We start from the raw sequence: 25,228 nt of genomic DNA on the forward strand, positions 1-25,228 counted from the left end.
TTATTCCCATTCACTTTTTAAAATAGAATAAAAATCTACGCTTATTTTTTCTCCGTTTTTAATTTCACATTCTCGCATCGTACCCTCAAATTGAAAGTTAATTTTCTCTAAAGCACTTTTGCATTTTGTGTTTTCACTTACTACATAACCTTCTATTCTATTTAAATTTAAGTTTTTAAAACCTTGTTCAAATAGTTGTGGCATTACTTCTTTTAAAATTCCTTTCCCCCAATATTCTTTTAATAGCCATAAGCCAATTTCAGCTTTTTGGTGGTTTTTATCTAAACCATTAAAACCTCCAGCACCACAAAATTGATTATCTTTTTTGTCATAAATTCCCCACCAAATTCCAGTGCCCTCTTTTTTTAAATTTTGATACCATTCCATTTGTTCTTCTGTCTCTTCTAATGTAGAAAAATGGACATCATAAAATTCTGTTATCTCAGAATTGGATAATCCTTTATGGATATTATTTATATCTCTCTGTTCTATTTCTTTGAGTATGTAATTACTTTTATTCATTATTTAATATATCGTTTTGAAGTATTCACAGATGATAATCATATTTTCATTGAAAACGCTTCCGTGAGGTTCCATTTCTTTTTTATAATAAGCTTCGTGAACTTTTTTCCAGTAGTCTAAAGACTTATCTCCTTCGCCTTCCATTTCAGCAAATTCTGCCGTAATTTTATTATAAGGTACTTTTTCAATTTTGGTAGTTTCAATGACTGCTTTTGCATTTCCATTCCAATCAGTTACAATATATTGGTCTCCCACTTTAGGAAGTGGTTCATTATTTTTTTTGTACCACCATAATGACGTCGCAGTTGCTCTTTTTATTCCTTTTACGACCAAATCGGCACAATCATTCGCATCAAATTCATTATCACAGAAGTAGAAAGAAATAGGTGTGTCTAAACTTTTATTTTTTGGGTTTTCATTAATGTAGTTATTCCAAAGTATTTCAACTGATTTTTTATTTTGTTCAACTTGGTTCATATGATTTGTATTGCTTTCAGATTTACAAATTAATTAATAAAAACAAAAATGAGAAGAAAATTAGCTTGATTGAATTATTGTTCATTGGTTTTAGTTAAATGCATTACAACGTACTAATAAATGTAATACTACATTTTATTTCGAAATAAAATGTAGTATTACATTTATATCCCTTTATTCATCAAACATAGTGAATTCCAGAATCTTTTTAAGCTCATTTCAATGACTTGATTTATCATATACATTAAAACAAAATTAGCATCTGAGATGCCGTTAGCTCCCGTCCCGGTTATTAAAAACTTTCTTAGAACCTATATTTTATTTCCAGATATACATACCTTGGAATTAACGGAACACTTGACCGATAGGTCATAAATTCATCGATAGCCACTGTATTCAGCCTTTTTTCATTTGCCAGGTTATGCAAAGCCAAACGGTATGATAAATCCTTATTATCTGGCTTGTAATTAATCGTGCTACCGAGAAAATATGATGAACTGTTCTCGATTTGATACAACTCATTGTTTAATGTTGCACTCCATTCACTCGAAATAAAATAGGTAATTTCAAAACTCTCATTTGCCCATTGAGAAGCGGATACTATACCGTTAAACTGCGATTCATTCTTATAATAATTTAGACCGAAACTGTAATTAATAGGTGAATCGAAATAAGTAGATGCAGTTAAGTGATATGATGATGAATAATTTCTAAGCTCCCTAAACTCGGAAGAATTAGCAGCTATTGGGGTTGCTGACAAATTTTGAGAAGTTCTAAGGTTAGTTGAAAAATTCAGTTTTTCATAATAAGAGGTGAAATCCAGATTTCCCGAGAAACGTTCCCCTCCACTTACAAAGCGAAAGGTTGAGAGGCTATAATTCTCATTTATTAGGTTTGTGGTGGTATATTTATTATCGGAATTATCATATTTCAAGCGTAAGGTGATTGCTTGTGATTCTAAATCATTTGCCCATCTGTAATTAAATTTGAATGCTTCCCTTTCTATGAGGTTTAAATCTCCTAAGCCGCGTTGAAAAGATCGGTAATTTGTCAAGTGATAATTTTGCAGAAAAACATTTGATTCCGGTAAACCATAGGTTTTTCCGTAGCTAAACTTAAAACGACCCATTTTTAGTTTGCGTAAATCCAAATCAATTTCAGGATTAAAAATCCATCCGTTTTTACTTTGGATCCCTGTGCTTAAATCTAAATAATTAAAAGATAAACCTATTCCTATTTTAATCTTTTCGGAAAAGGAGTAACTGGTTTTCGATTTTAATTTTATCTCCTTCTGGGTAAAAAGTAAATTATTATGAAGACTGTCTAGCACAACATTATCCCCGGCATTAGGGACATCAAGACCTAAATGGGTACGCCTGTTTTTATTTAAAGCCTCGACTGCCAAATCCAATCTATGTTCCAATTTGCCCCAATCTGAAAAAAGATTTGTTTTCAATCCGTAACTCTTAACTAAATCTTGAGATCCCTGCCGAATAAAAGAATCATCAGGAACAGAAAACAAATGGTTTAATATAGGTGATTCAATACTGGTCTTTTGTTGAACTTCATTTCTACCCATATACAAGTAACTATTGATCACGTGCCTGCGGTTTAAGGCATAACTATAATTTAAATGATTGTAGATAGAGCTCTCTTTGTTGGATAAGGTTTGGTTGATAATATTTTCATTAAACAAAAGTCGATTCCTATAATTTTCAGGATGGTTCTGGTAAACCAGGACATTTTTAAGGTATGACTTACTGCCTATTGAATATTTCAATTCCAGTTCACCATTTCCGATCCTGTTAATGTGATTGGTATGGCTAATTTCCTGAATGTTTATAGGATTTTCATCAACAGCAAAAATAGTTTCGGAATTAAAAGCTTGATCTTGATTGTCATTAATAAAAGCACCTGTCGCTCTTATACTCAATTTTGGGGTAAGCTTTGTGACGAGTCCAATTGAATTTGAGAAGGCCATATTAAAAATACTTTGCCCCTCTTTTAAAATATTGTTCTCTCTTTTGTTTATGGAATAGACCGGTTTAATGTCATTTTCAATTCTTTCTTCCTGGTAAGCTGTACTAATATTAAGAGAAGACGGGGAAGTTCCCAACTGATCTGAAGCCTTATTTCCAAGATTATTAATATTCCCAAAATAAAATAATTTAATCTTGTTACGTAACAGACCTATATTGGCATCGCCCATAACCCTTTCGGACGTACCAGTGCCAACTTTAATGTTCCCAAACCAGATATTTTTTAGCTCATCGTTTAACTTTAGGTTCAAAGCCACTTTATCAGAGTCCAGCACTGTTGCCAGAACCGGGTTATCTTCAAACGCTTCGATAATCTCCACTGCCTCCAAAACTTCTGCATCTAAATTTTTAGAAAGTAATTGATAATCATTGGCGAACATATCTTCACCTTCAATTAATAACTTGTTTATAAATTTTCCATGTGCTTTTATTGAACCGTCTTCTAACACTTCTATTCCGGGCAATTTTTTTAACATATCCTCAACCGTTTGCTCCGTATCGTCTGAGAACGGTGCTGTTCTTAGTGTTGTAACATTTCCCTCGGCCGATATTTTTTGGCTCGATTCCAGTACTACCTCGTTAAGTTGTTCAATCTTTTCTTTTAATCTAAAATTAACTTCATACCCTTTATTACTTTCAAGATTCGAAATTGTATCCATTTGCACCTCATAACCCAAACTCTGACAAACAACAACTAAAATTTCCAAATTCAATTCCGGTTCCTCCAATTGTAGAACAAATTCTCCTTCTTTATTAGAATAATCATAGCCAAGGATATTTTCTTCGGCGTCCTGCAATAATATACTTGCCCTCTCTACAGGATTTCCTTTATAATCTTCCACACTTCCTATAATTTCTGATTGAGACTGGGCTTTATTATGGATTATGACTAATGAAATGAATAAAAAGAACTTCTTCCATTTATTTGCAATCATTCAAAAGACTCTATATAAATTTCACGAAAGACAGGTTTTTCAGGTTTATCTGAACCATTTTTTTCTGCATTAAGAACCATCCTGTTATAAGCTCTGGTTAAGCTGTTTCGCAGCATCTTTTCGAAGTCCTCAATGGTTTCCCACTTTCCTTCGTCACCTTTTGGCCTCTGAACCTTTGATATTGCTACTTCTTTTTCCGTAGGATATTCTACATTTTTAAAATATAGATACATTTCTTTTGATTCGTCATATGCTTCCAGGATTAGCCCTGGCAATCCCTGAAGTTTCCAGGGGCCGTATGGAAGTGGTATTTCTGTGGTATACCAGGCCGTATAGGTTCTACCCCTAAATTCTCCAATAGCTTTTTTTGCTTTAAAATTCCCAATCTTTTTAGTTCTTTTTTTCAATTCCCAGTCTATCAAAGGCCTCTTTTCTGAAATATAAATATAGCCTTGAAAGCGCTCGCTCCACCACAAGCTATCTTTATCGCGATCGAAATATACTTGCTCGCCAAACTCTGTAGTTTTAGCTCCGTTATAGACTACTCGTCGATCGCCTTCACCTTTATAAATATTTTCACTCCTTACATCAGCCCTTTCCAATGAATCTTTTGCTGTGACATAATAAGATCTATCTATGTCGAAAACCAAATAAGAATTAAGATCTGGACCGGCAGAACTTTTCATACCAGGACTTTTTATTTGCCCGTAATACACAACGCCTTTCTGGGCTTGCAAACTCCAGCTCAATAAAAACAGAAATATGATAAAATGTTTCATTTATTTATTTTTAGTTAATTCTTTTTCTTCCGATTGTACATATTAGCCGCAAAATAGGTTTCATTCAATTCTCAGAGTGAGCTAGCTTGAAGACACCCAGCGCGTCAATTTTTAGCAGAGGTTTTTAATCCTTTGAGATTACTTTATTTCAAGTAATATTTCTTCTCTCCTAAATGAAATTATGGTTCTTTGTCTTGATAGGATGGGGTAACCAATTAAGCCTTGAATCTCCCTTTCTTTATCTTTATTGAGATGAGTTATATCAGTAAAAACTGTATTTAAATCTTGAAAGTGTTTATTATTAATAGACATTTTCTCTAATACTCCATTTTTGACTTGGGCAGAATTTCTGCCACCTCCAATTAAATTATCCACATGAATTTTACTCAAATGTTCTTTAAGTGATGAAAATAAATTATTATCAATGAGGTTTGATTCAGCACCACTATCTACTCCGAAATTAAAAAGTCCAGTGCCAATTTGAACTTCTAAAACAGGGATGTGCCCTCTCATTTTTAGGGGAGCTTTTATAAAACTCATTTCCTTCAAATGATCTTCTCTATAAGTCTCGAAAAATTCAGGGTCAATAAGTGTAAGAATTAGGTTTTCATAATCAAAAACAATATCATAATCTTTAATTAATTCGTAACCAATTATGCCAGATAAGTCCATCTTTAAACTTTCTTCAAGATGAGTCAAATCCATCGTTACAACCTTCTGGTCATTTAATTCAATTCCTCCGAAATCCAGGTTTTCTATTTTTTTGATATTCATTCCAGAAATGTTGCTGCCGTTCACATCTTTTGTGGAAGAAATCGTTTCATGTTTAATATCCTCTGGTAAACCATATTTCGAATTCAGTACTACTCTTGGTGATCCGGTATCTAATAGAAATTTTCTTTCCCTACCATTCAACAAAGCTTTTATTACAACTAAACCTCTTGCCTTTTCGAAAGGTATTTCAATAATTTTCTTGGAAGGCATATTTATTTTTGTTTCTCCTTCCTCCAACACTTTTACCTCCATTTTGAAAAGTTCTAATCCAATTAACTGATGTTCTCTGTTAAAAGTAAAGACAGACTCCTTCCTTCCCATCTTTTCAAATTCAACAGAATAAACCAGCTCTACAACATTTTCATTTTCTGTTCTCTTTTTTTCTTTGTAATCCTTAATAGTCTCTCCTATTTGAGAAACCAGCCGATGTAAAATCTTTCTTGCAATTTCACCCGAATATCCTGCTATTGTGAAATCCTCAGATAAAAAAGTCATTAATTCTGCAGGATTTCCTTTGTCAACTGCCTCAAAAGTCCGGGCTACAATTTCTTCATATTGATTTACCTCTTGTGAAGATATAGATTGAAAACATATAGTGAAAAAAGAGATAGACAGAATTAAAAGCTTCTTCATTTTTATTGGCTTAAGTGAATCATATCAGTTATCACGACTAACCTAGAAGCTGTAAATTCTTTTTTTTCCTCTGAGCCAAATTCGTGGTGAATATCTCGAACCACGGCACCTATCCTTCTAAATGTATCTAAGGTTAATTGGTGCATATATTGACGTTTAGATGTTAGAACGTCCCCGTGTTTCTTGAATCAAAAGTGCATATTCTCTTCAATACCGAGTGTTAAGTAATGTTAACTAGTGTTAACCAACCTTGGTAACAGGGAAGGAAAAAATTACTTTTGCTTATGCGAAACTGGAATTTCAGAACTATCCTCTACTTCATCTGTACAGTCATTCTAGCAACTTTAAGCATCCAATTTTACTGGAATTACAAGAACTATATTGATGGAGAACAGCAATTAATACGGGAGGTACAAAGCAGTTTAGATAGTGCGATTGATTCTTATTTCATAGACTTAGCAGATAGAAATACTATCGGCATTTCGGTTTCAAAAGATGGTGAAATCTTGAAAAACACTGAATTTGACAGCTTGCTTAGCAGAATAGATCAACAGGATACAGGAAAAGGAATCGATATTCTTGATAGGATTGATCCAAATGATATTTCCAAAATGAATATTATTTCAGGGCCTGGGCTCGATGACCAAAAAAAAGCTTTAGGTACAGATAAACTGGATTCGGAAAATACCATAACAGATCTCGCCAAACGAATAATTTTATCATTTACAGTTGATACTCTGGAAATTTCTATCCTTAATAGTTATTTAAATGATCAATTGTCTGCCAAAAATATAAATGTTGATTATGCATATAAATTTAAAAGCAACAATGGTGTAGTACAGACGTACAATACAGATGTTGTAGAAAAAAATGTTCTTAGCACAACTGCAAAGGCAGCTTATCTTCCAAAAAATAGTCATTTTGAACTAATGTTTACAAATTTGACCACAACAATTCTGAGACGGAATTTATTTGGAATTATACTCTCAACGATTTTAGTCGCTTCAGTTGTGGCTTGTCTTTTCTTTCTCTTAAGAATTATCAATCGGCAAAAACAATTAGCAGAGCTAAAAAATGATCTCATCAGCAATATTACCCACGAATTCAAGACACCTATTTCCACTGTAAAAGTCGCGCTGGAAGGAATTGAATTTTTCAACAAAGAAAATGATCCCATAAAGACAAAGAATTATCTCCTCGTTTCGAATAACCAGCTGAATAAACTTCAGATGATGGTGGAAAAGTTGCTGGAGACAGCGACACTGGACGGAGACAACCTGCAACTTAAAAAAGAAGAAGTTCCACTGTACAGGATGCTATCAGATTTGGTTGAAAAACACCACAACCTCGCCCTAAACAAGGAATTTTCATTTGATGCGGAAGAAAAGAAAATCTTCATTATTGCAGATGCTTTTCACCTAGAAAATGCACTAAATAATATTTTTGACAATGCAGTAAAATACGGCGGCAACAAAATAGAGGCCGTGGTTTCTTCTGAAAAAGAAGTCGTTAAAATCAAGATAAGCGATAATGGCAACAGCCTCACTAAACCTCAGGCAGAAAAAGTTTTTGATAAATTTTATCGGGTCCCGAAAGGGAATACGCACGATGTGAAAGGCTTCGGAATTGGACTTTATTATACCAAAAACATTATTGAAAAACATGGAGGAAGCGTGGAACTCGACTTAAACAACCAAACTACTTTTATAATTACCTTACCGAGAAATGGCTGAAAAGATAAGAATACTGCTGGCTGAAGATGAACCTGCCCTGGCGCAGATAGTAAAAGAAAGCCTGGAAACCAGAAATTTTGTGGTTTTCCTAGCTGCTGACGGGAATGAGGCTCTCAGAAGATATCAGGAAAAGACTCCCGAAGTTCTGGTGCTGGATGTGATGATGCCAAAAAAAGATGGTTTCACTTTGGCCAAAGAAATCCGCCAATTGGACAAAAATATCCCAATCATTTTTCTTACGGCTAAGTCGCAGACAGTGGATGTATTAGAAGGCTTTAGTGTTGGGGGGAATGACTATTTAAAAAAGCCCTTTAGTATGGAAGAGCTTATTGTACGCATTCAAAATCTACTTAACCGCAACAAACTGCAGCAAGAGTCAGAAATCTTGAAGATTGGCCAGTATATTTTTGATTTTCCAAAGCAGACTCTGTCGTACAATAATGAACAAAACGAATTCCTTACTCACCGCGAAGCACACCTGTTATTTCATTTATGCAAAAACAAAAATCAAATCCTGGACAGATCCATTATCCTAAAAAAGTTATGGGGCGATGACGACTTCTTTAGTGCCCGTAGCATGGATGTCTTCATTTCAAAGCTTCGAAAAAAACTCAGCAAAGATAAAAATATCCAGATCGTGAACGTGAGGGGGTATGGGTATAAGATAATAATATAAAACTAAAGTTCCGTTATTTTTTTCTTTCAGATGCAAACGCAAGAGAAGAAATTTAGAACTTCTTGAAATTTTTTTTTGGGTAAGAAGTATTATTAATGTTAATTTTTTTATGCTTGTAAGTGATAATTCTTGAAGGGAAAGAGCATAAGGGGCGATTGGTATATTTCGTTCCTTTTGTTTTTTCTGGTTCCTGGGAAGCAGAAAAAACCGCGCAAAATTAGAGGTGAAGGCTAGCAGAAAATATAATCAACTAGCCCCTCTTCTATTCTATTCTATTCTATTCTAATATAAAATGTGTAGCCTTTATGGATTCTTTACTAGCTTTAATCAAATAATTTATATCGCTCTTAAAAATTGTCAACCAGTTTTTTAGGTAAGCAGCGGCGGATCTATCAGTTTTCTTTTCTATACCGAACTGAGAACAAATAAAGAGTGAAGATAGTTCTGCAACCAATTCTTCAAAAGCATATTCTTCGCTGGCAAAATTTTTACCAAACTGTCTGTTTAAACGATCTGGGTGACCCGTCCAATGACTTAACTCATGAAATATGACAGCATAATAAAATTCTTTCTCATCAAATTGGCTAAAATCAGGTACACAAACCTGATCTGTAGCAGGAGAATAATAAGCCCTATTTGAAGGTTTGGAAACTAAATTTAAACCTTTATCTCTTTTCAGGTTATTTAATAGTGCTCCTACTTCCATATCTAAAGCATCGAGGGAAAAAGGGGACGGAGTAGAATTTTCAAACTCTCCAGCCAGAGAAGTTTGAGACATATGAAATACAGTGAAAAACTTAAAATACCCTTTACCAGAAATATCATCATTATTAGAAATAAATTCCGAAACTGTTTTATTTTGCTGTTGGCTCAATGATTTTATATAATCATATTCAACTGTTTTACCTTTATACTTCCAAATGTAATTATAGTGAGTAATAGGAAATCCTTTAGCACCTTTATTTACACTTCCATTTTTATGTGTGATTTGGCTAAATGTTCCAAAAACGGGATGAGTGAAATCATTACACATCATTTCTGATAAAAGGTAAATAAAATTAAACCCCTGATAATTTTTACCTGATTCCAGATTATGAGGCATTCCTATATTAATATTGTTCCAGGATTTAAAATCATCTTGGCTAACACTCTCAAAAAGTTTAATAATACCTTCGGCCATCTGTTTAAACTTTGCTTCTTGTTTTGAATTGGAATTTTTCATTGTCTTGGTTTTTTAATTACACTTAAATATAACACTTTATTACGTATATTACTAATGTTACACTTGTTATTTTAGTTAAATAATCAACTTATTTTCTGCTAATTATTTTTGTTTTAAAATAATTATATCGGCAGCTCCTTTCGCAGGGCATTTAAGGATCACCTATGAAATCGTTGCCCCCTGTCGTCAGCCATCAGATCCAAAAGCGGCCATTGGAGGCAAGTTATTTTAGAAGGCCACGACTGCATTAAAAAATTTCGACTTTTTTCCGGAGAAAGTTTTTTAAAAAATGCTTGCTGCCAATACAGGCCGGTTTTGTTATTTTGCTTGTCGTTAAAGGGGGATTGAATAGGGGATTCGGCCCGTAATCAGATCCTGATGAATTTGATCGCCGGCGCTTTTCCGCTGTCCCGGAAAAGTTGACCTGGTTGGCGGTGTTTTTGGGACAAAAACAATGACAATAAAGGCCAATACGGAAGTACGCAAGATCAAATACAGCTGTCCAATTTGGTTTTAATTTCCGATGCCTGGTATTTGCCGGAATGCAATGGAGGCAATTTCCAGCCAGCAGGAAAAAGCATGAAAATTAGAAATATACGGATCGCTCCGAAAGCGGTTCCCGGAATGATCACGAGGTCCTATTTTGGGGTGAGTGGAGAATGAAGGGAAAGAGCATAAGGGGCGATTGGTATATTTCGTTCCTATTGTTTTTTCTGGTTCCTGAGAAACAGAAAAAACCGCGAAAAATTAACCCCTCTCCCCTGGCTTCATTTTAATTTACAGTTTTAAAAGATAAAAGGACAGGGTTTCCCCTGCCCTTTAGATGTATTTAATTAACCTGTAAAACTTTTACTTTTTCTTCCAATTCATCGATCCGCTTTTGCATCTTAGCTTCCCTGGCTTCCTCACGCTTTTTATAAGCCTGTTTTATCAAGTCAATCTCTGTTTTATAATAATCCTTTACAGAATGGTAAAAACCATTGTTCCCGTTGCTTGAATCAGCTGTGCTTTCCCCAAGGGAAACCTGATTTAAAATAAAGTACCTAAAAACCTTATTAAATATTCCTTTGTGGTAATCCTTTTTAAATTCCTCAAAGTAGTTTTTGGATTTCGAGTTTTTAGCGTAGAAAGCTTCATTTTTAAAGATATCTTTTCCGTGCCATCCGATATTGGTTTGAATAGCGGTAATACAAAATGCAATAATTTCATCTTCACTTACATCTTCTTCTTTATCCAGATAGCCATTTGTCCTAACCGAAGTAACAATTTCCTCAAACTCTCTGCCCCCTTCAATTTCCTTTTTACGCTTCTCGCGATCTTTAATTTTGATTATCTGTTCTTCAGGTGTACATTCATCCATTTTCTTTTGAGATACAGGAACAGTAGAGCTATTAATTTCGGCTTCTTCTCCTTCCTCTGGGAGTTGAACCAAAACATCAGTAGTCGTGTAATTGGCTGTATTGAAAAGCTTGCCATTTACAAAACCATTTTCTTTGGCTTCTTCCCACTCTTTAAAATCGCTTTCATAAGTTTCCATTGCATCGGCAAAATCTTGATTGGCTTCCTCTCCATCTTCTTCTTCATTGTAATCCAAAAAATTATCTCGTATGATTTCTTCTAAAGTTGGCTTATCCGGCTCTTTTAAATAAGAAACCTGATAGGAACAAAAAACTTTAAACTTATGAGATTCCATAATTTTAATGATCTCTTGATTTTTAGAATCCGCTATATTCCAAGAATTGACATCTGGAATTATAATATCTCCTGTTACCTTAGCTTCCTTAACCAACTTTAAAAATGATTTGGTTTTCTTAGCCTGGAAACAATTCCCTTTCGTGCAAATTGGTTTCCCCTCACCAAACAAATCTCCATTATTGAGAGTATTAAAAGGACAAACTGAACAAGCCCCAGCTTTTGGTAATAAATCTTCATCATCCAAATTAAAAGGTGCTGAAACTAAATCAAAAGTGGTATCGGAAATAAGGCTTTTAACCTGCCATTCCATAAAATCATTTCCCAAATGATCAGCCATTATATTTTGATCTTCCGCAGAAAATGCAGCTACTCGAACAGCCAAACCTAAAGGAAGTTTCTTGTTTCTTACAGCCCCCTTGAAAGGTTCAATTAACTGTCCTAATTTAACCCTTTGATACACAAAAGGAATACTACGCCCAATTCGCTTAGAAATTTCTTCGGGAGAATACTTTTCAATAAGGTAAGAAATTGCTTCCGCTTCTTCGATAGTATCTACATCTTCACGCTGTAGATTCTCTATAATTTGAACTTCCCTCACATCATCAGAAGAAAACTCCCTTACAATACAAGGAATAGTATTTTTACCTGCTATTTTGGAAGCTCTAAATCTGCGTTCCCCCATTACAATGATATAGCCTTTTTCCAAAGGTTGAACAGTAATAGGCTGAATAACACCGTGCTTTTTAATACTCCCGGCCAGATCGTATAATGATTCCTCATTAAAAGTTTTCCTCGGCTGTGAAGGGTCTGCTGTGATCTGAGATAATTTTAAATTTTTAATATTTACAGATTTCATTGTCTTTGTTTTTTAATTAGAAAAAATCCCCCTCATACACCACATAGAGGGGGAGTAATAATTTTTATTAAGCTTTGGAATTCACTACAAAATCTTCAAAAACAACTTCAATTCCAGATACTTCTTTATCATCGTTGTTCTTGAAAGCATAAGTTTTAAGTTTCCCTTGTACGGTTACTTCATCTCCTTTCTTTGAATTTTCCACAAAGCTTTTGGCCACATTACCCCAAGCTTTGATATTGACCCAATGGGTTTTGTTTATCCAGTCACCAGATTGATTTTGGTAACTTTCATTATGAGCAATAGAAGTACTCACATACTGGCTTTTTTCGGATACTTTTGTTAGTGAAGCATCGCTCCCTAGTCTACCAGTTAACGTAATAGAATTTTGATTTCTTAAAGACATAATTTTAGGTTTTTAAATGAATAAATAATTGTTATTAAGATACTTAAATATAACACTTTATTACGTATATTACTAATGTTACACATATTATTTTAGTTAAATATTCATCTTTTTTCTGCTAATTATTTTGTTTCTAAATAATTATATCGGCAGCTCCTTTCGCAGGGCATTTAAGGATCACCTATGAAATCGTTGCCCCCTGTCGTTAGCCATCAGATCCAAAAGCGGCCATTGGAGGCAAGTTATTTTAGGAGGCCACGACTGCATTAAAAAATTTCGACTTTTTTCCGGAGAAAGTTTTTTAAAAAATGCTTGCTGCCAATACAGGCCGGTTTTGTTATTTTGCTTGTCGTTAAAGGGGGATTGAATAGGGGATTCGGCCCGTAATTAGATCCTGCTGAATTTGATCGCCGGCGCTTTTCCGCTATCCCGGAAAAGTTGACCTGGTTGGCGGTGTTTTTGGGACAAAAACAATGACAATAAAGGGCAATACGGAAGTACGCAAGATCAAATTCAGCTGTCCAATTTGATTTTAAATTTCCGATGCCTGGTATTTGCCGGAATGCAATGGAGGCAATTTCCAGCCAGCAGGAAAAAGCATAAAAATTAGAAATATACGGATCGCTCCGGAAGCGGTTCCCGGAATGATCACGAGGTTCCTTTTTTGGGGGTTGAGTGAAGAATGAAGGGAAAGAGCATAAGGGGCGATTGGTATATTTCGTTCCTATTGTTTTTTCTGGTTCCTGGAAATTAAAAATATAATTTAACTGATATCAGTTTTATAAATTTATTGTTAATCTTTACTTTCACCTTCTCTCATTGAGAGCTAGTTATAAAATTATATATAGCTGCCGAGACTCTTTTCTGAAACCTGGTTCTACCAATCGTTCTTACACTATATAATATAAATGGGTTCTATCGAATTTCTATAATCCCCCCTCCGACTCCACTTAATAACCCAGTAAGCACTATGTTTACTGGGTTTTTTATTTTCAGGTGACAAATAGGTGACAAATCCGGCTTCTAAATCTTTTGGACTTCATCAAAACTATTGGCTCATTTTTGAGACAAAAATATTAAATCTATATTTTTTTAGATTATATTTGTATTTCAATTTTGGTGTAGATGAAAGAAGATTATCAAATGAAGGAAATCTATAACCTTCTTGGTATTAATAACCATAAAACTATCAAGGAGCTTATAGAGGATAAAAAAGAAGAATTGAAGATTTCTTCTGACCGGCAGTTATCTAAGGTTTTGGGTATAAATAAAGATACTCTTAATAGAATTATAACTGGTGAAAGTAAAAAAGTAGATATTATATCTATAATCAAAATCAGTAATTTCCTTGATTTAAAGATCGAGGACACAATACAAGTTTATGTATCTACACTTAAAACTGAATCGATATCTGAGATTGAAGATAATAGAAAGGCAAATTTTATACTACGTAACTTTGATATTGAAAGGTTGTATAAATTGGGATTTCTTAAAACAAAAACAAACTTTGAGGAAATAGAAAAAAGAATTTTAAATTTCTTTGAAATTGATAACATTTTTGATTATCACAATTCAGTTGCCTATCCGCTGTTCAGTAAGACCAAAAGGTCTGCGGATGAAGTTATGAATACGTTTTGGATTAAAGCTGCATATTTACAATTTGAAGCTATTAACAATCCGAATGAATTCGATCCAGAAGAATTAAAAAAAATAGTTACCAAAATCCGTCCCTATACTCGCTTAGTAGATAATGGCTTAATTACTGTGATTAAAGCTCTTTATTCACTAGGCGTTACGGTAATAGTTCAGAAATACGTTTCTAAAACTGCTGTGAAAGGTGCTACTTTTATCGTAGACAATAAGCCCTGTATCATTTTAACTGATCAATACGAAAGATATGATCTAATGTGGTTCACTTTGTTGCACGAAATATGCCACGTTCTTTTTGATTTCGACGAGCTTAGTCGAAAGAGTTACCATCTATCTGGAGCTTCCGACTTACTTTTACTTAATGAAGAAAGAGCCAATAAATTTGCTAGAGAAATTTTATTTCCAGAGGAAAGAATGAATTTCTTAAAACCAAATATTTTCAATCCATTTCTGGTTTCACAATATGCTGAACAAAATAATGTACACCCCTCTATAATTTACGGTTTCTATCTTCACGATCACCCACAGGAAAGTGGTGTATTATATAAAAAGTTTAATCGATTTTTGATCAAATCCGAAATGGCTGTTCGATCCCTAAAAACTAATTTATGGGACACAAATGAAAGCCCAGCAGATCAAGCAAGAAAAATAATTGAAAAAATATCAAACTAGTAGTTCTATGGAAAATAAGAAACTCGAAAGAGATACAACTTTAGAAGAAATTAAAAAATTAGCCGATGAATCTGATAAGAACTCAGGCTTTCAACTTGGTTTAGAAACTGACTTTGAAGAAGAACTGATTCAATTAGATCTGATAAATGACAAACAAAATCCTTCTGAATCTTTTCGATTATTTTATGCTATTGAAGGTATACTTAGAACGCATTTACCTCCCAAATCAGAATCTGAATTTAGCACCTTTGTCCGAGAAGAAAAAAACATTTTTTTAACCGGTGGCAAAAAAAAGGATGCCAGTGGCCGGCGAGGGGCTGATCCTAGACAAGCATACATTACCACCCACCTTGAAGTCACTCTAAATGAATTACTTAGATGGATGCAAGAAGGTGGAACTAAATTTGATTTATTCTTAATTTTTCGGGATTTAAATATAAAATATGGCTATTACAAGGAAAATGAATTAGACAAAGTGGACCAAACTAAATAAGATCATGGAAAATGAAAGGTATATTGCTGGGTTTCGATTCGAAAGACTTCTTAGTAAGGTTTATTCAGCTAGTTCAGTTAATGCGAATAAAAGCTTGTTAGAGAATGCATTGACGATGGAACAAGGAAAAACTTACGCAAAACATTTAGGCTCATCTGAAAAGCAATTTTTTGCACTTCAGAAAAAATTAATTGAAACCCTTAATAAATTACAAACCAAAGCACCCTATAGTCAATCGAATGAATATTTCAAGAACCTTGTTAACTATTCAGAAAAAAGTGATTCAGCTGCGGGTTTATCAGAAATTGTTGAGAAAGCTTTATTAAAAGCAAGTTCATTAGATAATTCAGGAAAATAGAAAAGTCGGTTTTAATTTATGAAGGATTCTACCTTACGAAATTGGCTTTGGTTCTTTGGAATTCTGAGTTTGTCTTTATTAATTTTTGCTGTTTTTGCACCCTTAATAATCCCTAAATCTAATCCTGAATGGTTACCAAGTTTAAACTACCAAGCAGGAAATGAGATCGGAATTACATTGAATGGTTTAATGTCTCCATTTATAGGAATCTCTGCCGCTTTACTTACGTTTATTGCATTTTTAGTTCAATATCAAGCCAACAAAAAAATACAGGAACAGTTTAAAATTCAAGAAGTTGATCAGCTATTTTTTGAAATGCTGAAATTACACAAGGAAAATGTAAATGAATTTAATATTGATGGTTATGATCACATTGTAACTAAACAATCTGGTGACAAGTATAGTTTACAAAAAATCCAAAGACAAACTTCTCAAAGAAAAGTATTTGTAACAATGGTTACAGAACTAGAAGCTATTATTGAAATAGCACAGTTAATGTTGCAACCAAAAACTGATAAGGATAAAGAGAGATTATTTCAAGTTGCTTATGAAATTTTCTTCTTTGGAATAGAATCGGAAAATGTTCAAAAATGGAATTTTTATCGATTTCAACAGTTCAAATTAAAACTTAAGAATATTAGGAAGAAACATTCTGATTCTTACAGTAAAGAAAATAAGTTTAACATTAATGGCAGATATATACCCCTATATATTAAGTATAAACCTTTTTCAGGTCACGAGAACAGGTTAGGACATTATTATAGGCATCTCTATAGTACAGTAGATTATATTGTTTCTCGAGAAAAAGATAATATTATTTCTAAGGATAAAGCAAAACACTATTTGAAATTACTCAGAGCTCAACTGTCAAATGATGAGCAACTTTTTTTATATTATAATTATCGTATCGGATTTGGAGAGAATTGGGATAAAAGAAGTAAGAAAAGAAAGAATAAATTTCTTACAGAATATAAGATGATTCACAATATACCTGTCAAGAGGGTGAAATTTATAGAAAGGCCTGAAGATCATTTTAAAGATTATATCGAAACAAAAAATTCCTATTTATTCGAACAGTATAATCCAGAACGGAAACCTGAAAAATTAGATAATTTATAATTTCTTAGAACTTACGATCAATCTCAATAATCCCCTCATTCTCCACATCATACCGGTAGTTCACAATTTCTCCTGAAATAAATAGTTCTACTACCCTCTCTATAATGGGAAAAGGAACTACAAACCATTCCCTGGGGGAAACGCGCTGATTACCCTGGCTTAAAATGTCGATTTGCAACTGGACATCTTTAAAGAAGCGGTGAATCAGGTTTTCGAATTTCTGAGTATTTAAATTCAAGCATTTAAAAGTAGCTACTATTTCCACATCGGCATTGAGATAGGTAGATTGATTCGCAGCGTTTACAACCCTTCTTTTTACATCAACTGTAGAAAAACCGATTTTGTGAAGGTTTTTTATAGAAGCAATCTCTGGATTTTTAGATTTTGAACGTAAAACATAAATCCATCCGCTTTCAACATCTTCCGGTTCTACTTGGGTGGCATTAGCTGCCAGTTCATTTTCTGCGGCTTCATCAGTATCTGAAACTATACGGCCATTCTTGCTTAATATTTTTCCCAGGGAACGATAAAGCATATTGCTATAGGTTCCATTATCAAATACAGTACGTGTTCGACCCTCTTTACGTAATCTTTTCCCAGATTTGTCACCCATTTCTACTAAAGAAATATCTGCCATTTCCAGGTAACAAAGCATTCCATCAACAATATAGAAATGCTTTTCTTTTAAGTTTTTATCGGCCTTTCTAAATTCTTTAAGGGTTCTCCGGCCTGATTTAATTTCTTTATGTACTTTTTGAAACAGCTTTTTATATGGCTCAAATTCTTGATCTGTCAAAGGTTTTCTCTGGGCCACAAAATCGGTTTCAGCCCTTTCTGAATTCTTTGGGGTATGGTTAAATTCAAAAATTGATTCTGCTTCAGCATCAGGATTCAGAATATCCAGTTCATCGTCATTAAAAATATCAGTGACTGACTTTGGAGTTCGCTTTTGAAATAAAAGATTATGCCTGTCGTAAGGCTTTAGAATTTCTTTTTTGTGATCAGATGATCGAAAGCCCTGCAGTCTTAATTGTAAACGCATTTCAGACATTCCGCTCCCCTGCTCCGGTTCCTTTCCATTGGAATCAATGAAGCTATTAATCTCCTCAAAAGAGTCAACCAATCGTTGATCTTCAGATTTAACTGAAGTCTTACTGGATTTAGATTCCAAAATACCTAAATCATCGTCCTCAAATATATCTTCTATACTTAATTTCTTCTTAGACATTCTGTTTCTGTTTGCGTTTTAATTCCTTCAGGAAAATAACGGCTTCAGCCATTCTTTTTTCTTTGGGATCTAAAGATTTAATATCAGGTTGGTTACCAGTTTTCTGAACCCAATCTTTTATTTTAGGCCACAGGATAATGGCCTCCTCTTCTGTCATTGTAATCCTAGAAGCATCTATGGTTTCCTGAATTGCCCTAAATACAGAAGCGGTAACAGATTTTGAAAGTATTTCAAAGGCTTTTTGAAATGGATTAATGCTATCTATTAGATCAATATGGATATCTTCAATATTCACAAAACTATCAGCCATCTTAATAAAGCGCTTATCACCTTGTTCCTCTATGGTTCCATTTTTAACTACAGAATCCACCACAATATGCTGCCGAACTTCTTCAACTTCTTCTTCGGTTAAATCCGGATAGGTTTCCCTAATAATTTTAGGAATTAGAACCTGATTGATTACCTCCGGCTCAACATTCCCAGGCAATGCCTTAATCATATCATCATCCTGTAAAACTTTCGCTTTAAGGTCATTTAAATCAGATTCTATAATGTTACTCACCTTTTGGGTAGAGGGCTCTTTAAAACCTCTTATATAAATATGGTTATCATCATCTTCCTTTGCTTCATTGATTTCATCATCATCGGAATCATAGTCTTTAGTGTCATCCTTTGTTTTGAACTTGAAGTTAGGTGCAAGCACCTGTTCCATTAGCAGGGAAGCCGTGATCGCTTTCAGCATATTATTAACTGATAACTTTACTTCATCATCAGCTGCATCGGGTTGAGCAATCAAATTGGTAAACTGTGCGTGATTTTTATTTTTACTGTCCCGTGTGGCCCGGCCAATAATCTGAATAATTTCAGTTAAAGATCCTCTATAACCTACCGTTAAAGCGTGCTCGCAGTAAGGCCAGTCAAAACCTTCTTTTGCCATTCCCAGGGCGATGATAATATCTATATCATCTGCATCATTAATTCCCCGTAGATAATTTTGAATTTTATCCCGGTCTTTCTGATTGTCATTTACAAGATCGGCTATTTTTAAAGTTTTGCCCGTATCTCTACTTTTTACATACAAAACACCGGTCACTGGATCTTGATAATCCAATTCCCCTAAGCTATCAATTATACGGTTTACTTCTTCGTATTTCTCTTTTTCCGATTCACCAGAATTCACACTGGGAATATGAATAATGGTTTTCTTATCCTCATCCAGTATTTCGTGAATCGCACCAGTATATTTTCCTCTGTAAAAATGATAACCAATACCTAAAGATTTTAAGTATTCATAGCCATTCAATTGCTCGTAATAATCATATTTTACCTTTATAAACTTTGCTTCATCTTCAGGAAGTAAAACCGGCACACTATCTCCTCTGAAATAAGAACCCGTCATAGCGACTATTTGTGCATTAGATTTCACCATTATAGTACGCAATACTTCACCAAGCCGATTAGTAGCATCTGCCGAGACGTGATGAAATTCATCAATAGCCAACAAAGTATCGTTTAGATCTTTTTCTTCAATAGCATCGAAAGCAAAACGCAAGGTGGCGTGTGTGCAGATAAGTATTTCTTCATCACTTTTTAAAAAATTGATAAAAGCGTTCACTTTACTTTTTTCACCACCAGGCGTGCATAAATTATATATAGGATTAGGCTTCCAATCTTCAAAAAAACCATAAGATTTTAAGTCTGTAGTAGAAAAAGAATTTCCAATAGATCGTTCGGGTACTGCTACTATTACTTTTTTGATATCCTGGTTTCTCAGTTTATCCAGGCCAATAAACATTAGAGCCCTTGATTTTCCTGAGGCCGGTGGAGCTTTAATTAATAAATACTGCGCTGTTCGGGCGTCATAAGCACGTGCCTGCATTTCGCGCATTCCGTATTCATTGGTTTTTTTACTTTTCCCGGTTTGATTGTAGGTAACGTGAACTAAATCTGGCATAGAATTGTTTGAAGATAGTGGATGAATTTAACAGGTTCAGGGCAAAACAATTTATGCTAGGGCAAAATCATCTTCGCTTAAGCTTAGCTTAGGATTATCTAATTTTTTAATAGAAGTTTTAATTTTAATTCTTTCCTTTTGAGGTAAAAATGTAGGCACCAAATCAGTTAATTCTATTTTCAACAATTGACTAATAACCACCAAATCTTTCAAAGAGAAAGGACTTACTCCATTCATTAATTCCGACATATAAGATTTACTAGTATGCCCTAAGATTATTCCGAAATCCTGTTGGGAAAGATCTAATTCCTTCAGCTTATTTTTGATTAACTTTTTCCTGTTATGGATAAAAACCCGTTCCTTTTCTGCAGTTTGTTCAGCCCAATCACTTTCTTTAAGCTTATCTTCTGATATTGCAGCATCAGGCGCCCAGGTTTTATTCTCGTAGACTTCGATAAGATCGCGAAGCTTTTTACGAACAGTTTTTAGTTTAGGGTTTTCTTTTGCCATTACCCTTAACTTTCTATCCGCAATCAAAGCTCTTTCAAAATCTAACTCGTTTTGGATCTTTCCTTTTTCAAGGAAGCTATCTACATCAAATTGTGTTTTCATAACTATCTAGATTAAGTCCTTACTTTTTAACCAATTTGCAATGGCACTTTTATTATTTTTAAAAACCCGCTCATATTCCTGGTGATCTCCAACCCATATAACCGTAGCTTCATTATCTTCAAATTCAATCAGAATCATTGTTCTATGAATTTCTATATTGAAGAAATAAAACCCTTCAGAATGAACACAATCTGCGTCTTTGCGATTTTTCTTTAACTCTCCCTGGTTTTTCCAGTTATGAGTTTCAAAATCTTTAATCAGCACATCAATTTCTGAAGCTAAAGAAGCATTGCCTCTTTTCTTCCTTTTGAGTTTTTGGAGCGCCTTCTTATTAAGTAACCTCATTACAATCTAATTACAAAGATAATTAAAAGTTCTTATTATTTCCGAACCTTTTTATAGCGTTTATTCTGATACAATTTTTCTCTTCCCCTTCTTTTGCTCCAGAAGGGTATTCTTATTGATCATCTTTTCATATTCTTTAAACAAATATTCAAGGCGTTCGGTATCATTTTGAAACGGCTTTAGACGGTAACAACGCTCTATAGCTTCATCTAGTTCTTTATGAGCCTGAAGTAAACCCGCGGGCATTTTGTCTGGATCATACAACTGTGCCATTGTTTTTTCAGGATGCTTTTCACGTTCTTCCAATACCGAAAATACGTGTAGATTTATACGTTCTTTGTCTTTTGCCAAGATTTCTGGAAACGGGAAAGTGTTATAGCAAATACTACCCGAATACCGAATTCTAGTTTCTAACTGACCCCCTACAGCTTTAATCCAAGCCATATGCATTTTTGAGGATATGACCCCGAAGATCCATGGTTCTGCATCATAAACGACTAGGGCAGAATCTCCTATTACTGTATCGCCATCAAAAAAACCTAATGGCAGATAATTTCTTCTTTCAGATGAATGTCTTGGTACCAAAATTGAATCTGTATTCCTATGTCTGATCTCCGTGAATTTATAAGGCGTGGAAGCTAGAATTTGAGTAGCTTTTTTTGAGCTTTTACTTCTTAAGGTAAAAACATTTTCAAAGTGCTGTTTTAGTATCGAGATTCGATTAAAATCTTCATAATTATCCTTATTTATCCATATACAAAACCGCTCTTTCCCTGTTAAAAAGTCATTCGCACCGATAAATTTCTTAATTATTTCCTTAGTTTCAGGGTGATTATAAAGCAAATCTTCTTTCTCTTCCGTTGTCAACAATAAATTACCTCCATCTGTAGGTTGACTACCTTTGGTCATTAAAGGTAATTTCGAAATAGGTCTTGATCTTGTATATACTAACGTATTCTGTCCATTAGCCAAATACGGATTTATGTTCTTGCAACTAATTACCCTTTCTCCGGTAAAAAGTAGTTTATCTTTATTTTGAAATTCGTTTCTCAAACCTACTATGTTTACTGTAACTCCTGCATTTGATTTAGCATTGTTGGACCATTTGAAGGAAGTTACAGCAAAATCAATTTCTATCTTCTTGGATAGTATGATAGGCCATAGTAATGATACCTGTTCTCCTTGGCAAATGGAGTTTGTAGTTACAAAAGCACATCGAGCATTCTTACCTTTAATATAATCTGCTCCTAAATAAAACCAACAAGATATATAATCTAATTTTTTAAAATTGCTAAATCCAGAAAAGACAAATTTCATATCTTTTTTCTGCTCTTCATCTTGTAATGAATATCCTAAATAAGGAGGGTTTCCCAGTAAGTATACTTCACCACTATCTGATTTAGAACAGACTTGATCCCAATCTATACGCGTAGCATTTCCTCGAATAATTTTCCCTGCTGCTTTAAGCGGTAGAATTGGAAGGGCTTTACCCATTTCTAACTCCTGTTCAAAATATTTATTCATTTGGTGTTCAGCAAGCCAAAGCGAAAGCATTGCTATTTCGTGGGCAAAATCGTCTATTTCTATTCCGTAAAACTGGATGAGTTTTATTTCAGAATAAATAAAACTTTGCTGTTTTTCTTCTTCCAAAATTTCCTTCCAAATTTCAATTTCCAGCTTCCGCAATTCTTTATATGCGATAATGAGAAAATTTCCACTCCCACAGGCAGGATCAAATATTTTAAGCTTACTGATACGAGTTATTAATCTGCGAAGCTTTTTTGCATTACCCTTAGCTTTCTCCAAATCCTCATACAGCTCATTTAAAAATAAAGGCTCAATCACCTTCATAATATTAGGCACCGAGGTATAATGCATTCCTAAATTCCCCCGTTCCCCAGGATGAACTACTGCCTGGATCATTGACCCAAAAATATCAGGATTGATTTCTTTCCAATCCAGATCGCCACACTCTTCAATTATTCTGCGTGCTTCAGCATTAAATTTTGGCAGCACAATCTCATCCTTAAATAACCCCCCATTTACATATGGGAATTCACTAAAGGGCTCTGGCTCAATACTGTTATCTTTGGTGTTAAGAATCTTAAATAACCTTTTTAAAAACAAATGAACATCGCTGCCGTCCTTTTGCGTTTGTTGCATTAGAGCGTTCGTAAACATTCCCTCAACCGGAAATATATCGGTATCTTCAGCAAAAAAGCAGAATAAAAGTCGGGAGAAAAACACATTCAAGTTATGGCCATAGTCTTCGGCTATCTCCGGATTTTCAGTAACCAGAATGTCATAAAGTTTAGCCATCCTATATGAAGCCTTACGATCAGCTTCATTTTCATTTTTCGCCGCATATACTTCCTGACCAGCCCAGGGTAAAAAGAAACTGAAATTTTTAGGTAAGTCCTTTAGCGCTATATCCAGATTTTTCCCGGTTCTTGTGTCTTTGGCTACTAATTCTTTATAATTAGTCACCACCACAAAACGGGGATTATGCTTTAAATTCTCTTCTTTAGATAAATCATCAATAATAGCCAGCAGTTGGTCACTGTCGGTTTCTTTAAAAAGCAATTTCTTCTTATACAGGATTTCGCCCTCGTTCTTTGAAAGGTTGAAATCACCTTTTTGTAAGCGAGTTATAGAGGTTTTGGAGATCCCATACGCCCTTAATAAATCATATATAAAATTCTCACGATCAAAATTTTGGAATAGCGCTTTTACTTTTTCCTCGATTTCAGTTGACTTCATAAACGGAATTGGATTTGGAGCTTAAAAATAGGTTTTTAAATTAAGATTAATAAAATGTTTGGAAACTGTAGCTTTTTCAACTTCCCTTTATAAAATACGTCCAACTTGAAAATTTTCTCAAAAAATAATTTACTAAGAATCATTAACTTACCAGTATATAATAGGATCTAAAGTTGTACAATATGAATATCCAGGATATTTTAAAAGATATGGAAAATAAAGGCACTCCAATAGATTTTGGAAAATATGCCATCAACCTGCTTTCTTACCATATTTTCAATCACAACTACCTTAAAGCTATCCTCGAGGCCCAGGTAGAAATCTTGGTCAAATTAAATGATAATCCGGATATTGATGTCGATGAACATCTCAAAATTATTGAAGATAAAATTGATGCCGAATCAGACAAAGATTTTATTGAGGCAATGCAGCAGATTATTAGGAAGGATTAATTTAATAGAAAAGCTTCTTCTGTATTCTAATTATATTATAATTTAACCGTTAAACCTATTATTTCTTTTAATTGACTCATGGTGCTAATCGTCATTTTAAAGGCTCTCTTAATTATTAATAACAACAGGGTATTCTAAATAATTAAAATCGGGAAACCAGCAATTATAAGTCGTATAGGTTTCATCAGATACCCGGTTTAGCATTAGAAATTCCTTTTGAAATATTATCAGAGCGTTTTTGACTTCTAATTTTCAGCCTTTCTGGACGTTTTTTAACTTCCCCAAATAAATTAACCATTTGGATCTGCGCAAAAAGAAAAGCTTCTCCAATGGACAAGCTTTGAGAATCAGAGAGAGATTTGATATAATCAATCTGATACTCTGGGATCACAGCTGTATAATTTTGTTTAGAGGCTTCAAAGTCAGGGTTTGAACCATAATTAAAAGAATATTCTTTAGCCTCAGGATCAGGATACTTTTCTTTAAGAATATTGACCCCAATGTTTATAGAATCAGATATTGAAAGATGCCAGGCGTGGGCAAAATCCTTAAAATAATCAATATTCGGAATAAACATCCTGAAAGTTTTATTAATGCGTTCCGTATCCGTATCTAAAAAAGATAAAGGATCATCGTCTGCCGTTTCTTTAACCTTAGGTTCCGGTTGATCTGGTTTTGGTATATTAGGAATATCTTTAGTTTTACTGTTCTTAAGGTTCGCCTTAATAGTTTCCTGATTAGAAAAATCTTTTATAGCAAATTTTTTCTTAGCCATCTTCGTAGAAATTTGTGAATATTAAATTATATATTTGAACCTTAATAAACGCTGATTGGTTTA

Annotated in this window: 21 protein-coding genes; 7 read left to right on the forward strand and 14 right to left on the reverse strand. The window is 34.0% G+C overall.

The annotated features are described in order from the left end of the window. From RM549_RS15490 to RM549_RS15510, 5 genes are all read right to left on the reverse strand, one after another. Entirely contained in the window at window positions 1-522 is a 522-nt protein-coding gene (locus RM549_RS15490) for a GNAT family N-acetyltransferase (RefSeq protein ID WP_311686453.1), read from the reverse strand. 3 nt (window positions 523-525) lie between these two features. After that, window positions 526-999: an ASCH domain-containing protein gene (locus RM549_RS15495; RefSeq protein WP_311686455.1), complete on the reverse strand. Its 474-nt coding sequence runs from the start codon at window positions 997-999 to the stop codon at window positions 526-528. A gap of 304 nt (window positions 1,000-1,303) precedes the next feature. Further along, a complete protein-coding gene (locus tag RM549_RS15500) occupies window positions 1,304-3,973 on the reverse strand; it encodes a TonB-dependent receptor (protein ID WP_311686457.1) in 2,670 nt (889 codons plus the stop codon). Then, window positions 3,970-4,752 carry a GLPGLI family protein gene (locus tag RM549_RS15505; protein ID WP_311686459.1) on the reverse strand — a complete coding sequence of 261 codons (783 nt, stop codon included), beginning with the start codon at window positions 4,750-4,752 and terminating at the stop codon, window positions 3,970-3,972. Before RM549_RS15505 ends, RM549_RS15500 begins: the two co-directional genes overlap by 4 nt. A gap of 138 nt (window positions 4,753-4,890) precedes the next feature. After that, window positions 4,891-6,159 carry a retroviral-like aspartic protease family protein gene (locus tag RM549_RS15510; protein ID WP_311686461.1) on the reverse strand — a complete coding sequence of 423 codons (1,269 nt, stop codon included), beginning with the start codon at window positions 6,157-6,159 and terminating at the stop codon, window positions 4,891-4,893. Between the two features lie 284 nt (window positions 6,160-6,443). On the opposite strand from RM549_RS15510, the gene RM549_RS15515 reads away from it, so the two are divergent. After that, window positions 6,444-7,892, forward strand: coding sequence for a sensor histidine kinase (locus tag RM549_RS15515; protein WP_311686463.1), 1,449 nt, complete (start codon window positions 6,444-6,446; stop codon window positions 7,890-7,892). Next, window positions 7,885-8,568, forward strand: coding sequence for a response regulator transcription factor (locus tag RM549_RS15520; protein WP_311686465.1), 684 nt, complete (start codon window positions 7,885-7,887; stop codon window positions 8,566-8,568). Before RM549_RS15515 ends, RM549_RS15520 begins: the two co-directional genes overlap by 8 nt. Window positions 8,569-8,845: 277 nt before the next feature. Here the strand turns inward: RM549_RS15520 and RM549_RS15525 are convergent, their stop codons facing one another. From RM549_RS15525 to RM549_RS15535, 3 genes are all read right to left on the reverse strand, one after another. Next, on the reverse strand, window positions 8,846-9,790 hold the full coding sequence (locus tag RM549_RS15525) for an ArdC family protein (protein WP_311686467.1): 945 nt from the start codon (window positions 9,788-9,790) through the stop codon (window positions 8,846-8,848). A gap of 829 nt (window positions 9,791-10,619) precedes the next feature. After that, window positions 10,620-12,341, reverse strand: coding sequence for a ParB/RepB/Spo0J family partition protein (locus tag RM549_RS15530; RefSeq protein WP_311686469.1), 1,722 nt, complete (start codon window positions 12,339-12,341; stop codon window positions 10,620-10,622). 67 nt (window positions 12,342-12,408) lie between these two features. Next, on the reverse strand, window positions 12,409-12,747 hold the full coding sequence (locus RM549_RS15535) for a single-stranded DNA-binding protein (RefSeq protein WP_311686471.1): 339 nt from the start codon (window positions 12,745-12,747) through the stop codon (window positions 12,409-12,411). A gap of 1,125 nt (window positions 12,748-13,872) precedes the next feature. Here RM549_RS15535 and RM549_RS15540 point away from each other — a divergent pair. The 4 genes from RM549_RS15540 to RM549_RS15555 are packed head-to-tail and all read left to right on the forward strand — an operon-like array spanning window position 13,873 to window position 17,039. Continuing rightward, window positions 13,873-15,069 carry a helix-turn-helix domain-containing protein gene (locus RM549_RS15540; protein ID WP_311686473.1) on the forward strand — a complete coding sequence of 399 codons (1,197 nt, stop codon included), beginning with the start codon at window positions 13,873-13,875 and terminating at the stop codon, window positions 15,067-15,069. A 7-nt stretch (window positions 15,070-15,076) separates the two neighbouring features. Then, window positions 15,077-15,562, forward strand: a complete 486-nt coding sequence (locus RM549_RS15545) for a hypothetical protein (protein ID WP_311686475.1) — start codon at window positions 15,077-15,079, stop codon at window positions 15,560-15,562. A gap of 4 nt (window positions 15,563-15,566) precedes the next feature. Further along, entirely contained in the window at window positions 15,567-15,920 is a 354-nt protein-coding gene (locus tag RM549_RS15550) for a hypothetical protein (RefSeq protein ID WP_311686477.1), read from the forward strand. Window positions 15,921-15,938: 18 nt separating this feature from the next. Further along, window positions 15,939-17,039, forward strand: a complete 1,101-nt coding sequence (locus tag RM549_RS15555; protein WP_311686479.1) for a putative phage abortive infection protein — start codon at window positions 15,939-15,941, stop codon at window positions 17,037-17,039. A 4-nt stretch (window positions 17,040-17,043) separates the two neighbouring features. Here the strand turns inward: RM549_RS15555 and RM549_RS15560 are convergent, their stop codons facing one another. From RM549_RS15560 to RM549_RS15580, 5 genes are read right to left on the reverse strand one after another with little or no spacing between them, the layout of a single operon-like run. After that, window positions 17,044-18,267: a GIY-YIG nuclease family protein gene (locus RM549_RS15560; RefSeq protein ID WP_311686481.1), complete on the reverse strand. Its 1,224-nt coding sequence runs from the start codon at window positions 18,265-18,267 to the stop codon at window positions 17,044-17,046. Beyond that, the gene (locus RM549_RS15565) at window positions 18,260-20,221 is read right to left on the reverse strand and encodes a DEAD/DEAH box helicase (protein WP_311686482.1); all 1,962 of its coding nucleotides are present in this window, start codon (window positions 20,219-20,221) and stop codon (window positions 18,260-18,262) included. The genes RM549_RS15560 and RM549_RS15565 overlap by 8 nt, the downstream gene beginning before the upstream one ends. A gap of 51 nt (window positions 20,222-20,272) precedes the next feature. Then, on the reverse strand, window positions 20,273-20,833 hold the full coding sequence (locus RM549_RS15570; RefSeq protein ID WP_311686484.1) for a helix-turn-helix transcriptional regulator: 561 nt from the start codon (window positions 20,831-20,833) through the stop codon (window positions 20,273-20,275). A gap of 6 nt (window positions 20,834-20,839) precedes the next feature. Next, window positions 20,840-21,178 carry a type II toxin-antitoxin system HigB family toxin gene (locus RM549_RS15575; protein WP_311686486.1) on the reverse strand — a complete coding sequence of 113 codons (339 nt, stop codon included), beginning with the start codon at window positions 21,176-21,178 and terminating at the stop codon, window positions 20,840-20,842. A gap of 60 nt (window positions 21,179-21,238) precedes the next feature. Continuing rightward, complete coding sequence (locus tag RM549_RS15580; protein ID WP_311686498.1) at window positions 21,239-23,938, reverse strand: class I SAM-dependent DNA methyltransferase; 2,700 nt, start codon at window positions 23,936-23,938, stop codon at window positions 21,239-21,241. A 182-nt stretch (window positions 23,939-24,120) separates the two neighbouring features. Between RM549_RS15580 and RM549_RS15585 the strand changes: the two genes are divergently transcribed. After that, entirely contained in the window at window positions 24,121-24,390 is a 270-nt protein-coding gene (locus RM549_RS15585; RefSeq protein ID WP_311686502.1) for a hypothetical protein, read from the forward strand. A gap of 184 nt (window positions 24,391-24,574) precedes the next feature. Here the strand turns inward: RM549_RS15585 and RM549_RS15590 are convergent, their stop codons facing one another. Then, the gene (locus RM549_RS15590; protein WP_311686504.1) at window positions 24,575-25,165 is read right to left on the reverse strand and encodes a hypothetical protein; all 591 of its coding nucleotides are present in this window, start codon (window positions 25,163-25,165) and stop codon (window positions 24,575-24,577) included. Window positions 25,166-25,228: the final 63 nt, after the last annotated feature.

The sequence above is a fragment of the Autumnicola patrickiae genome (assembly GCF_031846525.1).
Taxonomy (GTDB): Bacteria; Bacteroidota; Bacteroidia; order Flavobacteriales; family Flavobacteriaceae; genus Autumnicola; species Autumnicola patrickiae.

What these genes read in the sequence shown, in the direction of transcription:
- RM549_RS15490 (WP_311686453.1), bottom strand. Translation starts at nt 522, where the DNA reads ATGAATAAAAGTAATTACATACTCAAAGAAATAGAACAGAGAGATATA.
- RM549_RS15495 (WP_311686455.1), bottom strand. Translation starts at nt 999, where the DNA reads ATGAACCAAGTTGAACAAAATAAAAAATCAGTTGAAATACTTTGGAAT.
- RM549_RS15500 (WP_311686457.1), bottom strand. Translation starts at nt 3,973, where the DNA reads ATGATTGCAAATAAATGGAAGAAGTTCTTTTTATTCATTTCATTAGTC.
- RM549_RS15505 (WP_311686459.1), bottom strand. Translation starts at nt 4,752, where the DNA reads ATGAAACATTTTATCATATTTCTGTTTTTATTGAGCTGGAGTTTGCAA.
- RM549_RS15510 (WP_311686461.1), bottom strand. Translation starts at nt 6,159, where the DNA reads ATGAAGAAGCTTTTAATTCTGTCTATCTCTTTTTTCACTATATGTTTT.
- RM549_RS15515 (WP_311686463.1), top strand. Translation starts at nt 6,444, where the DNA reads ATGCGAAACTGGAATTTCAGAACTATCCTCTACTTCATCTGTACAGTC.
- RM549_RS15520 (WP_311686465.1), top strand. Translation starts at nt 7,885, where the DNA reads ATGGCTGAAAAGATAAGAATACTGCTGGCTGAAGATGAACCTGCCCTG.
- RM549_RS15525 (WP_311686467.1), bottom strand. Translation starts at nt 9,790, where the DNA reads ATGAAAAATTCCAATTCAAAACAAGAAGCAAAGTTTAAACAGATGGCC.
- RM549_RS15530 (WP_311686469.1), bottom strand. Translation starts at nt 12,341, where the DNA reads ATGAAATCTGTAAATATTAAAAATTTAAAATTATCTCAGATCACAGCA.
- RM549_RS15535 (WP_311686471.1), bottom strand. Translation starts at nt 12,747, where the DNA reads ATGTCTTTAAGAAATCAAAATTCTATTACGTTAACTGGTAGACTAGGG.
- RM549_RS15540 (WP_311686473.1), top strand. Translation starts at nt 13,873, where the DNA reads ATGAAAGAAGATTATCAAATGAAGGAAATCTATAACCTTCTTGGTATT.
- RM549_RS15545 (WP_311686475.1), top strand. Translation starts at nt 15,077, where the DNA reads ATGGAAAATAAGAAACTCGAAAGAGATACAACTTTAGAAGAAATTAAA.
- RM549_RS15550 (WP_311686477.1), top strand. Translation starts at nt 15,567, where the DNA reads ATGGAAAATGAAAGGTATATTGCTGGGTTTCGATTCGAAAGACTTCTT.
- RM549_RS15555 (WP_311686479.1), top strand. Translation starts at nt 15,939, where the DNA reads ATGAAGGATTCTACCTTACGAAATTGGCTTTGGTTCTTTGGAATTCTG.
- RM549_RS15560 (WP_311686481.1), bottom strand. Translation starts at nt 18,267, where the DNA reads ATGTCTAAGAAGAAATTAAGTATAGAAGATATATTTGAGGACGATGAT.
- RM549_RS15565 (WP_311686482.1), bottom strand. Translation starts at nt 20,221, where the DNA reads ATGCCAGATTTAGTTCACGTTACCTACAATCAAACCGGGAAAAGTAAA.
- RM549_RS15570 (WP_311686484.1), bottom strand. Translation starts at nt 20,833, where the DNA reads ATGAAAACACAATTTGATGTAGATAGCTTCCTTGAAAAAGGAAAGATC.
- RM549_RS15575 (WP_311686486.1), bottom strand. Translation starts at nt 21,178, where the DNA reads ATGAGGTTACTTAATAAGAAGGCGCTCCAAAAACTCAAAAGGAAGAAA.
- RM549_RS15580 (WP_311686498.1), bottom strand. Translation starts at nt 23,938, where the DNA reads ATGAAGTCAACTGAAATCGAGGAAAAAGTAAAAGCGCTATTCCAAAAT.
- RM549_RS15585 (WP_311686502.1), top strand. Translation starts at nt 24,121, where the DNA reads ATGAATATCCAGGATATTTTAAAAGATATGGAAAATAAAGGCACTCCA.
- RM549_RS15590 (WP_311686504.1), bottom strand. Translation starts at nt 25,165, where the DNA reads ATGGCTAAGAAAAAATTTGCTATAAAAGATTTTTCTAATCAGGAAACT.